The sequence below is a fragment of the Streptomyces fradiae ATCC 10745 = DSM 40063 genome, from assembly GCF_008704425.1.
Taxonomy (GTDB): domain Bacteria; phylum Actinomycetota; class Actinomycetes; order Streptomycetales; family Streptomycetaceae; genus Streptomyces; species Streptomyces fradiae.
Map to the genome: position 1 here is coordinate 5,922,658 of NZ_CP023696.1, position 10,574 is coordinate 5,933,231.

The following is a 10,574-nucleotide window of genomic DNA, read 5'->3' on the forward strand; positions in this document are numbered from 1 at the left end:
CGACGGGAGCGGCGTGCGGCCCGGCCCGGCCGCTCCTCCCGGGCGGCCCCGGCCGTGCCCCCGCCTGCCCCGGGCGCCCCCACCCTGCGGCTCCGGCCGTTCCCGACGAACGGCCCCCGGTCGCCCGGTCCTCGGACGGCTCCGGTCGTTCCTTCCCCGGGACGGCTCTGAACGTCCTTTCCCCGGGACGGCTCTGAACGTCCTTCTTTCCCCGGGACGGCTCCGGTCGTCCTTTCCCCGGGACGGCTCCGGTCGTCCCCGTACCCGATCCGGCCGCTTCCGGTCCCCGAGAAGGCAGGAGTGAACAGTGTCGACGCACGGCCCGGCCATGAGCGCGGGGGAGAGCGGCAGCGTAGCCGGACTCGTCCTGGTGGACCTCGCCCTGGTGCTGCTCACCGCCTTCCTGTTCGCCGCCCTCGCCAAGCGGGTGCGCCAGCCCGCCGTGATGGGCGAGATCGTCGCCGGGATAGCGCTGGGACCGAGTCTGCTCGGGCTGCTGCCCGGCGACCTGCCCCGGCTGCTCTTCCCCCCGGAGGTCCGCCCGCACCTGGAGACCCTCGCCCAACTGGGCCTGGTCCTCTTCATGTTCGGGGTCGGCTACCAGCTGAGCCTCTCGCACGTGCGGGGTGTCGGGAGGCACATCGCGCTGGTGTCCTTCAGCTCGGTGGCGCTCCCCTTCGCCATGGGCGCGGCACTCGCGCCGCTGCTCTACCCGTGGCTCGACCAGGAGGAGCTGACGACGCGCGGGGTGCTCGCCCCGGCGCTCTTCCTCGGCGCGGCGATGTCCATCACGGCCTTCCCGGTGCTCGCCCGGATCATCACCGAGCGCGGCCTGCAGAAGCAGCGGGTCGGCACGGTGGCCCTGGTCAGCGCCGCGATCCAGGACGTGATCGCCTGGAGCGTGCTCGCCGCGGTCGTCGCCATGGTGACCGTCAGCGGCCTGTGGTCGTTCGGGCGCACCGTCGGCGGCGCGGTCCTCTTCGTCCTCGTCCTGGTCCTCGTCGTACGGCCGGCCCTCGCCTGGCTGCTCGCCCCCGGCCGGCGCTGGGCGGGGGCGAGCACGACCGTCCACGTCGTCCTCTGCGCCGGCCTGCTGACGAGCGCGTGGATCACCCACGAGCTGGGGCTGCACGCGGTGTTCGGCGCGTTCCTGTTCGGCGCCGTCGCGCCCCGCGGCCACATCGACGCGACCGCGCCCGAGGTGCCGGAGCGCATCGAGCAGACCAGCCTGCTGCTCCTCCCGGTCTTCTTCACCGTGACCGGGCTCTCGGTGGACCTCGCCGGTCTCGGTGCGCAGGGCCTCGTCATGGTCCTCGCGGTCGTCGCGGTGGCCTGCGTCGGCAAGTTCGTCGGCGCGGCGGGCGCCGCGCGGCTCACCGGGGCCACCGGGCGCGAGTCCACGGTCCTGGGCGTCCTGCTCAACGCCCGCGGGCTCACCGAGCTGGTCGTCCTCAACGTGGGTCTGAGCCTGGGCGCCCTCGACACCCGGCTGTTCACCGCCATGGTCGTGATGGCGCTGGTCACCACCCTGATGACCGGTCCGCTGCTGACCCGCTTCCACACGGGAGCCGAGCCGGCGCCCCCGGCCGCGCGGCGGCCCGTGAAGCACGCGGGGGAGGGCGCGGTCCGATGACGGCGACCACCGCGAGACACCTCCCGCCCACGCCCGCCGCCCCACCCCCGATCCCGTCGGCGCGCCCGCTTCCGTCCACGCTCCGGCCGCCGCTGCGCGGCCGGGAGGACGAGGCGGCGCGCGCCCTGCGGGCGCTGCGCTTCGGCGCGGACGGCGGCTGCGCGCTGGTCGCGGTCGAGGGGCCGCCCGGCTCCGGGAAGACCAGGTTCCTGGACGAGTGCGTCACCATGGCGGAGCGGCTCGGCTTCGTGACCGGCCACCGCCTCCCGCTCCCCGGTCCCGCCGGCCCGGCGGGGACCGGCGCCGCAGACCCGCCCCGGCTGATCGTCCTCGACGACGCCCACTTCCTGGGGGAGGAGGCGAGCGACGCGCTGCTGGCCCAGCGGCACGCCCAGTACGGCAGCCGGGCGGTGGTCTGGCTGGTCGCGCGCCGCTGCGGGGCCGGGTCGAGGAGCCTCGACGCCCTGGTCGCCAGCTCCATCGGGCACACCGAGCGGATCGCCCTCGACCCGCTCCCCGCCCCCGCCGTGCTCCAGGTGGCCGCCGACATCCTGGGCGTCCCGCCGGACGCCCCGCTCGCCCGGGTGCTGCACGGCGCCGGCGGGCACCCGAGGCTGCTCGTGGAGCTGGTGGAGGGGATGCGCGAGGAGCACATGATCAGGGTCGGGGAGCGCGAGGCGCGGCTCGTGGAGGCCCGCATCCCGGAGCGGCTGCGCACCCTGCTGCGGAGCATGCTCCTGGAGTACCCGGACGAATGCCGGCAGCTGCTGCGGGTGGCGGCCGTCCTGGGCCGGGAGAGCACGGTCGACGACCTGCTGCCGCTCCTGCACATGTCGCCGTCCGCGCTGCTGCTCGTCCTGGACAGGACGGTCACCACCGGGGTGCTCGCCGTGGGCAGCACCCGCGTGCGCTTCCCCAACGAGCTGCTGTGGCGGCTCATCGTGGACTCGGTACCGGCCACGCTGCGGCACGCGCTGCGGCGGCAGGTCGCCGCCGCCCGGCCGCCGGGCGGGCACCGGGACCGGCCCCCCGCCGGGGCTCCGGCCCGGCCCCGGGCGGGGTACCCGACCGGGCCCGCGCCGGCCGGGCCCGCGGCCGACGCGGCGCTGCGGCCCGGCATCCAGGTCCCCGCCCAGGCCGATTCCCCTGTCCGGGCCCACCTCCGGGCCCGTGCCGACGACCCCTGGGCCCGTGCCGACGACCCCTGGGCCCGTGCCGAGGGCCCCCAGGCCCATGCTCACGTCCCGGCCCGGCCGGCCGTGCCGGCCGGGCTCGCGGTCCTCAACGGGCAGGAGCACCGGATCGTCCAGATGGTGGCCGAGGGGCTGACCAACAAGCAGATCGCCCGGCGCCTGGAGATCTCCCCCCACACCGTCAACTACCACCTGAAGAAACTGTTCCGGAAGGTCGGCGTCAACTCCCGCATCGCCCTGCTCCGCGAGACCGGCTGGAACGACCGCCCCGGCGGCTCACCCGAGGCGGGGCCGCTCGTCCGCCCACGGGTGGGCGCGTTCGAAGGCGGCGGCCAGCCCTAGCAGCTCCGCCTCCGCCCCCGGTGCGCCGACCAGCTGGACGCCGACCGGCAGGCCGTCCGCGGCCCGCCCCGCGGGCAGCGAGAGCGCGGGCTGCCCGGTGATGTTGAACGGGTACGTGAAGGCCAGCCAGTCGGCGTACTCGCGCCACCGCTCCTGGAACCCCGCGCCCGCCGGCGCCGCCCCGAGCGGGGGCGGCAGCACGGTGAGCGTGGGCGTGAGCAGCACGTCGTACCGGGTCCAGAAGCGCAGCACCTCGGCCGCCCGGTTCTGGGCGGCCGCGATCGCCGCGCAGTAGTCGACGGCGCCGAGCCGCTCGCCGTGCAGCGCGATGTCGAGGGTGGCCGGCTCCAGCTCGGCCAGGTGCTCCGGCGGCACGCCGCGGACCATCGCGGCGACGTTCGCCGCGATGACCGTCAGCAGGGGGTCGAGCAGGCCGCCGAGGTCGGGCGCGGCCTCCACCACCTCGACGCCCAGCGCCTCGAAGGCCGGCACCGCCCGCTCGAACACCTCCCGCACCTCCGGCACGACCGCGCCGTGCGGCGGGGTGCAGGTGTACGCCACGCGCAGGCGCCCCGGCGGCCGGTCGCAGGCGGCCGGGAACGTACCGGACGGCGTCGCGGGCAGCCCGTAGGGCTCTCCGACGACCGGCCCCGCGAGTACGTCGAGCATCAGGGCGGTGTCGCGGACCGTGCGGGCCACGGGGCCGTTGACGACGTACCCCGCCCACTGCTCCTGGGACGCCGGCGCCCACGAGGTGCGCCCGCGGGTCGGCTTGAGGCCCACGACGCCGCAGGCGGAGGCGGGCGCCCGCACGGAGCCCGCGCCGTCGGCCGCCAGGGCGAGCGGGGCGATCCCGGCCGCCACGGCCGCCGCGGCGCCGCCGCTGGAGCCGGCCGGGCTGTAGTCGGTGTTCCACGGGTTGCGGGTGGCCGGGAACGCCCGGTTGTCGGTGGTGATCCGCAGCCCGAACTCCGGCATGTTGGTGCTGCCGACGAGGATGCCGCCCGCCCGCCGCAGCCGGGCCACGGACTCGCTCTCGAAGCCCGGCTTGTAGCCGGTGAAGGGCCGTGACCCGTAGGCGACGGGCAGGTCGGCCGACTCGTTGGCGTCCTTGACGGTGAACGGGACCCCGTGCAGCGGGCCGCGCTCCTCCGGCGGCAGCGCGTCGGCGGCGCGCGCGTCCGCCAGCGCGCCCTCCGCGCGCACGGCGACCACCGCGTGCAGTCGCGGGTTCACCGCCTCCAGACGGGCGAGGACCGCTTCGGTGACCTCGACGGCGGACAGTTCCTTGTTCCTGATGCGCGCGCTCAGTTCGTACGCGGAGGTGTAGATCGGCGGGTCGGCGGGCTCGGCGGCGTCCGCGGGCGTGCGCGGCGGTGCGTTCATCGGCGGTGCTCCCATGCGGGTCGGGGCCGGGCTTCAGTCGGCCGCTCGTACGAGGGCGAGAACGGTCTCCACGCACCGGTCGGCGAGCCGTGCGGCGCGCTCGTCCGCGACCGTTCCCTCGGCGTAGGTGAAGTTCCACACGAGCTGGTGGTGGCTGGAGTTGACGGTGGCGACGAACGTCCCCACCACCGACAGCGAGGCGACGAACTGCGCGCCCGTCGCACGCCACGGGCCGACCTCGTCCGGGAACGGGAACCGGCCGATGTTGGAGACGCAGAAGTTGATCGGCCCCTTCTCGTCCAGGTGCCGTACGAAGGGCATGGCCTCGGCCAGGTTCCGCGGCCCGGAGAGGCCGATCAGGCGGATCATGGAGAACTGCTCGCCGCGGGCCTTGCGCGCCCTGAGGTCCGTGCTGATCTCCCGGGCCGTCTCCCACAGCGGGCGGGCCGCCGCGTGCTCGACGAGCGACGGGATCGTCGCCACGTAGCTGCCCACGTCGTCCGGGTCCACCGCCGGTTCGAGGTCGCCGCGGAAGTCGACCGGCGAGCCGATCGAGTACCACGTCCCGTCGGCGGCCCCGGCGTCCGTCGCGACGGCGTGCACCATCGCGGCGGTGAGCACCCCGTGGACCGTGACCCCGCGGGCGCGGCACGTGCGGGCGAGGCTCTCCAGCGCCGCCCCGTCCAGCGCCCGGTGCAGGAAGCGGGTGCGGCGCCGCTCGAACGGCACGGCCTCGTCGGCGTCGACGCGGCGGGGCGCCAGGCGCAGCAGGTCGGCCTCGTCCCGGTCGGCCTTCGCCCTCGCCGGTGCCTCGCCCGCCGTGCCGCGGTGCCCGGCCGGGAAGAGGTCCTCGGCCGGGGGCAGGACGGCACGCGCCCCGACCGGCAGGCCGGCCGCGAGCTCGGCCCACTGGCGCAGCAGGGAGATGACCGTCGTGCCGTCGGCGATGACGTGCAGCAGGCTCAGGATCAGGTCGTGCGTGCCGCCGTCGGGTCCGGGCGAGGTGAGCACGGTGGCCGTGGCGAGCGGCCCGGCGCGCCAGTCGACGCGGCCGTTGACGAGCTCCCGGTCGATCACCCGCTGCCACGCGTCACCGGCCGCCGGGTCGTCCAGGACGCGGTGGTCGAGCGGGATGGGGCGGTCGACCACCGGTGTGAACCGGGGCTCCTCCCCGGGCCCGCCGGGCTCGATCGCCACGCGCAGCAGCGGGTGGCGGGCCTGGAGCGCGGTCAGTGCCGAGCGGAGCGCCGCCCCGGTGACCGGGCCGTGCAGGCGGACCCGCCCGACCACGTTCAGCGGTGCGATCCGGTCGGCTATCCAGTACCAGCGCTCCAGCGGGCTGAGCTCCCGCCGCACCTCGGGGGCGCTCGCCGGGGGCGCCGGGGGCGCGGAGTCCGGGGACGTGGTGGGTGTCGTGGACATGTGTGCCTCCACCGGGTGGTCAGTCGACGGGCGACGCGTCGAGCGGCCGGAACATGGCCGCGCTGGCCCGCGTCTCCGGGGTGGTCTGCCAGGGCGGGTTGGTGCCGAAGGCGAGCAGCACCTTCTCCCCGTCGGCGCGGAAGGTGACCGGGTCGCCCTTCTCCACCCACACCATCTCGTGCGGGCCGGCGGACACGGACCCGCCCTCGAAGTCGACGGCGAACCGGCCCGACAGGACGACGATGAACTCGTCGTAGCTGGGCACCCACTCCATGACGTCGCCGGGGTACAGGCAGGCGTACCCGGCGCCCATCGACTTCGGCACCCCGTCGTCGGCCAGGTCGCCGATGTAGATGCGGGTGTCGGCGAACCGCTGCCAGTTCGCCCGCTCGGTGTCGTACTTGTGCGCGGCCATGGTGCTCTCCCCTCGGTGGTCTCCGCGTCACACGAGCGGAGAGATCTGCTCCTCGACGCCCAGCAGGGCCTTCCCGTACATCTCCTTGATCATTTCGGGCTGCAGGATGGCGTGCCGGGCGCCCACCCCGGAGTCCCGCCAGATCCGCTGCAGCGGACTGGCGTCGGCGAAGCTGCCGGCGCCGTGCGCGGTCAGCAGGATGCCGATCGCCTCGGTGATGTGCCCGACCGCGCCGCTGAGGTCCGACCGCGCCCGGAGCCGGCCCAGGGCGTCCAGGGACTCGCCGCGCGCCGCCGCCGCGTCGATGTCGGCGGCGGCGCGGTGGACGTGCAGGTGCGCGGTGTCGATCTTCTGCGCCGCCTCCGCGACCCGCAGCTGGAAGGCCGCCGAGTCGCGCTGCTTCTCGAAGAAGGTGAAGGTGATGGCCTTGTCGGCGGCCTTGGCCGTGACCAGGTCCAGCGCCGCGCGGCCGAGGCCGAGCTGCGGGGCGACCAGCGGGGCGCCGGTGAGGAACTGCACGAAGGCCGAGCGGGGCAGGGCGCCGCCGGTGCGCTGGGGCGGGTACTCGCCCGCCATCGCCTTCGGCACCGACAGGACGCGGTGCTCCGGTACGAAGACGTCGGTGGCCACCACGCAGTTGCTGCCGGTGGCGCGCATCCCGGCGACGAACCAGCTCTCCTCCACCGTGTAGTCGGTGGCGGGCAGCAGCGCCATGCCCTGGTCGACGATCCGGCCGGTGGAGTCCGGGACCGGGAAGCCGATCAGGGCCCACTCGGCGTGCCAGGCGCCGGAGGCGTAGTGCCAGCGGCCCGAGACCCGGAAGCCGCCCTCGACCCGCTCGGCGGTCGCGCTCGGCGTGAGCACACCGGACACCTTCGCCTCCGGGTCCGCGCCGAACACCTCGTCCTGCGCCCGCTCCGGGAACAGGCTGACGACCCAGGCCACCGAGTTGCACACCGAGACCACCCAGGAACTGCTGCCGTCCCCCTCGGCGAGGGTCGCGGACACGTCGATCAGCGTGCGCAGGGAGGCCTCGTGGCCGCCGTACCGCTTCGGCACGGCCAGCTTGAACATCCCGCCGTCCACGAGGGCCTTCACGGACTCCTCGGGAAGCCGGCGGTCGCGCTCCCCCTGCTCGGAGTTGCGCGCGAGGGTCGGGACCAGTTCCCGTGCGGTGCGGAGCAGGTCGGACGACTCGGGGGAGACGGAGCCTTGACGGGTCGGGGTGACGGTCATGGGATTCTCCATGTCAGCGGGCGAAGGCCGCGATCTGGTCGGTGATGGAAAAGTCCTGCCGGGGTGCGAGTGCGCAGTGCGTGCCGAAGGTCCGGCGGCCGTACACGAGCGGCGCCCCGCCCCGCGTGCCGCCGACGCGGGACACCAGGCCGAGCAGCAGCACGTGGTCCCCGCCGGCGACGAACCGCTGCGGGAGGCACACGAGCCAGCCCGGCGCGTCCCGCAGCCGCGGCAGCCCCTCGTCCGGGTACCACGCGACGCCGGCGAACCGGTCGGCGGCCGGGGTGGCGAACGCGAGGGCCGTGGCGGCCTGTTCGGCGCCGAGCAGGTTGACCCCGAACCGCCCGGCCCGCCGGATCTTCGGCAGCAGGCCGGAGCGGTGGTCCAGCGCGATCGTCACCATGGGCGGGCGCAGGGACAGCGAGGTGAGCGAGCCGACCGTCGTGCCGTGGGGCAGGCCGTCCGCCATCGCCGTGACCACCGCCACGGGGGTGCAGACGTCGGCCATGAAGTCCTTGAACTCGTCCTCCGTAACCATTCCTTCTTCCCAGGGTGTGAAGGGGTCGGGCGCTTCTCGCGTGGTGTCCGTACAGGAGGGGGCCGGGGAAAGCGGACGAGCGGAGAGGGGACGCGCGGAAGCGGGGGAATCCCCCGGCGGGCTCCCCGGCCGCCACGAGGGCCGGACGTGCCGCGGGAACGGGGGCGCGTGCGACGAGGCCGGCGTTTCCCCCGGACTCGGCCCCGCTCACGCTATCCAGGGGGCCGGGGCACGTCCATCGCGTCGAATCGGCACTACTCGAACGCGCAGTCGGCCCCGGCCCGGCGGCTACCCCGGCTGCCGCTCCAGCGGCCCGGGCGCCCCCACGGAGGCGGTGATCGCGCTGAACCGGCGGTCCATCAGGGCGTCGGGCAGCAGTCGCGCCAGGCGGCCCATCCGGCGTGCGTCCGCGCCGACCCAGTACCGGGTGCGGGGACGCGCGTCGGTCAGGGCGCGGAAGACCGCGCGGGCGAAGTCCTCGGGCGTGGTCCGGCTCGCCAGGGCCTGCTGCGCGTTGCCGGCCATGAACGCCTGGAAGGCGGACCGGTACAGCTCGGCCACGGCCGGGGGAGCGCCGTCCAGCACCCGGTCGCCCGCCTCGGACACCTTGTTCCAGATCGGTGTGAGGATGGCGCCCGGTGCCACGGTCGACACGCGCACCCCGCTGGGCGTCAGCTCGCGCCGCAGGGCGTCGCTCAGCGCCTCCTTGGCGAACTGCGCCGTGGAGTACGCCCCGAGGAACGGGACGGCGGCCTTGCCGAGGCCGGAGGTGACGTTGACGATCCGCCCGCGCGAGCGGCGCAGCAGCGGCAGGTGCGCGCGGATCACCCCGAGGTGCCCGACCACGTTGACGTCGAGCTGCCGGCGGAACTGGTCGCCGTCGACGCACTCCAGCGGCCCCGGTACGCAGATGCCCGCGTTGTTCACCAGGCCCCGCAGCCCGCCGTACTCGCGCTCGGCGAGCTCCGCGGAGGCCCGCACGGACGCGTCGTCGGTGATGTCGACGAGGGCGTAGCGGAGCCGGCCGTGCAGCGACTCGGCGAGCAGCTTCTCCCCGTCCTCGGCCCGCCGCACCCCCGCCAGCACCCGGAAGCCGCGGTGCTCCAGCTCCAGGGCGCACTCCCGGCCCAGCCCGGACGAGGCGCCGGTGACCAGCACCGCCCCGCTCGCCGGGAGTTGCCCGCGCCCCGCGATCCCGCTCATGGCCCGCCCCCTCATCGGCCCGCCCCCGCGCCCGCGCCGGGCAGGCCCGCGCCCGGGAAGGTCAGGGCGGGCTCCAGCTTGCCCACCAGGTTCCGGTGCGACATCCACCGGAAGTACGCGTCGCGCACCCGGCGGCGCACCGGTCCCTGCGACTGCTCGAAGTCGCTGATCGACCGGGTGGCCTCCACGATCATCCGCGTACGGTCGTACCGCGCGGCCTCGTAGCCGCGCAGCCCGCTCGGCACGTCCGGGGCGGCCCGCAGGTGCTGCGCCAGGACGGCGGCGTCCTCCATCGCCATGGCCGAGCCCTGCCCGAGGCTGGTGAGCATCGGGTGGGCGGCGTCCCCGAGCAGGGTCACCGGCCCGGTGCCCCAGGGCCGCAGGAACGGCCGGTCGCGGGTGTTCAGCGTCAGCAGGTCCTCCTGCGGCGTCACCCGGATCGCCTCGCGGACCTCGTCCGGCCAGCCGGAGTAGGCGTCGAGCACCCCGGCCTTGCCGCCGTCCCAGGTGCTGGACTCGGCGAACGGCATGTTCTTCGTGCCCCACCAGTAGAGCCGGCCCCGGCCGATGTCGACCAGGCCGAACCGCATCCCGTCGCCCCACAGGTGCACCACGGAGCCGGGCGCGAACCGGGGGTGGCTGTACTCGGTGATGCCCAGCCAGGCGATGTACCCGCTGTCGCGGACCGGCTCGTCGGGTCCGGCGATCTGCCGCCGGATCGCCGAGTTGAACCCGTCGGCGCCGACCAGGAGGTCGGCCTCGGCCCACCGGCCGCCGGCGAAGCGCACCCGCGCCCGGTCGCCGGCCACCTCGAAGCGCTCGGCGGCCGAGTCGAGGGTGACGGGGATGTCCGCCGCCGCGTCGAGGAGCGCGGCCAGCAGGTCGGCCCGGCTGATGCACACGCACGGGACCCCGATCCGCCGGGTGATCTCGGGGAAGGGGAACTCCCGTATCAGCCTGCCCTTCCAGTCCTTGACGTGGTACGTCTCCATCACCCGGCCGCGCTTCTCCAGGCCGAGGTCGATGTCGAGGGTGGCGAGCGCCGCCGTGGCGTTGCTCATCACGGAGAGGCCGAAGCCGGCGGCCCGCAGCTCCGGGGCCCGCTCGAACACCTCCACGTCGAAGCCCACGCGGCGCAGCGCGATGGCCGTGGTGAGCCCGCCGATGCCCGCACCGATGACGATGGCCGTCCTTGTCCCATTCATG

9 protein-coding genes are annotated in these 10,574 nt (G+C 75.3%); 2 read left to right on the plus strand and 7 right to left on the minus strand.

Translation table 11 applies throughout. From position 1 onward, the window contains the following. Window positions 1-307: 307 nt before the first annotated feature. Both CP974_RS25905 and CP974_RS30770 read left to right on the plus strand, forming a co-directional pair. Window positions 308-1,633: a cation:proton antiporter gene (locus CP974_RS25905; protein WP_031128500.1), complete on the plus strand. Its 1,326-nt coding sequence runs from the start codon at window positions 308-310 to the stop codon at window positions 1,631-1,633. Further along, window positions 1,630-3,168, plus strand: coding sequence for a helix-turn-helix transcriptional regulator (locus tag CP974_RS30770; protein ID WP_031128499.1), 1,539 nt, complete (start codon window positions 1,630-1,632; stop codon window positions 3,166-3,168). Before CP974_RS25905 ends, CP974_RS30770 begins: the two co-directional genes overlap by 4 nt. Here the strand turns inward: CP974_RS30770 and CP974_RS25915 are convergent. The 7 genes from CP974_RS25915 to CP974_RS25945 form a co-directional block, all read right to left on the minus strand. Beyond that, a complete protein-coding gene (locus tag CP974_RS25915; RefSeq protein ID WP_069978796.1) occupies window positions 3,103-4,554 on the minus strand; it encodes an amidase in 1,452 nt (483 codons plus the stop codon). The two genes, CP974_RS30770 and CP974_RS25915, sit on opposite strands and share 66 nt — an antisense overlap. 33 nt (window positions 4,555-4,587) lie before the next feature. Continuing rightward, a complete protein-coding gene (locus CP974_RS25920) occupies window positions 4,588-5,976 on the minus strand; it encodes a phthiocerol/phthiodiolone dimycocerosyl transferase family protein (RefSeq protein WP_051838888.1) in 1,389 nt (462 codons plus the stop codon). Window positions 5,977-5,995: 19 nt separating this feature from the next. Beyond that, window positions 5,996-6,391: a EutQ-related cupin domain-containing protein gene (locus CP974_RS25925; RefSeq protein ID WP_037936425.1), complete on the minus strand. Its 396-nt coding sequence runs from the start codon at window positions 6,389-6,391 to the stop codon at window positions 5,996-5,998. A 27-nt stretch (window positions 6,392-6,418) separates the two neighbouring features. Continuing rightward, on the minus strand, window positions 6,419-7,627 hold the full coding sequence (locus tag CP974_RS25930; RefSeq protein ID WP_031128492.1) for an acyl-CoA dehydrogenase family protein: 1,209 nt from the start codon (window positions 7,625-7,627) through the stop codon (window positions 6,419-6,421). A gap of 13 nt (window positions 7,628-7,640) precedes the next feature. Beyond that, the gene (locus CP974_RS25935) at window positions 7,641-8,165 is read right to left on the minus strand and encodes a flavin reductase family protein (RefSeq protein WP_037936420.1); all 525 of its coding nucleotides are present in this window, start codon (window positions 8,163-8,165) and stop codon (window positions 7,641-7,643) included. A 288-nt stretch (window positions 8,166-8,453) separates the two neighbouring features. Beyond that, window positions 8,454-9,368, minus strand: coding sequence for an SDR family oxidoreductase (locus CP974_RS25940; protein ID WP_051838885.1), 915 nt, complete (start codon window positions 9,366-9,368; stop codon window positions 8,454-8,456). An 11-nt stretch (window positions 9,369-9,379) separates the two neighbouring features. After that, on the minus strand, window positions 9,380-10,573 hold the full coding sequence (locus CP974_RS25945; protein WP_031128486.1) for an FAD-dependent monooxygenase: 1,194 nt from the start codon (window positions 10,571-10,573) through the stop codon (window positions 9,380-9,382). Between the last annotated feature and the right edge of the window lies 1 nt (window position 10,574).

What these genes read in the sequence shown, in the direction of transcription:
- CP974_RS30770 (WP_031128499.1), top strand. Translation starts at nt 1,630, where the DNA reads ATGACGGCGACCACCGCGAGACACCTCCCGCCCACGCCCGCCGCCCCA.
- CP974_RS25915 (WP_069978796.1), bottom strand. Translation starts at nt 4,554, where the DNA reads ATGAACGCACCGCCGCGCACGCCCGCGGACGCCGCCGAGCCCGCCGAC.
- CP974_RS25920 (WP_051838888.1), bottom strand. Translation starts at nt 5,976, where the DNA reads ATGTCCACGACACCCACCACGTCCCCGGACTCCGCGCCCCCGGCGCCC.
- CP974_RS25925 (WP_037936425.1), bottom strand. Translation starts at nt 6,391, where the DNA reads ATGGCCGCGCACAAGTACGACACCGAGCGGGCGAACTGGCAGCGGTTC.
- CP974_RS25930 (WP_031128492.1), bottom strand. Translation starts at nt 7,627, where the DNA reads ATGACCGTCACCCCGACCCGTCAAGGCTCCGTCTCCCCCGAGTCGTCC.
- CP974_RS25935 (WP_037936420.1), bottom strand. Translation starts at nt 8,165, where the DNA reads ATGGTTACGGAGGACGAGTTCAAGGACTTCATGGCCGACGTCTGCACC.
- CP974_RS25940 (WP_051838885.1), bottom strand. Translation starts at nt 9,368, where the DNA reads ATGAGCGGGATCGCGGGGCGCGGGCAACTCCCGGCGAGCGGGGCGGTG.
- CP974_RS25945 (WP_031128486.1), bottom strand. Translation starts at nt 10,573, where the DNA reads ATGAATGGGACAAGGACGGCCATCGTCATCGGTGCGGGCATCGGCGGG.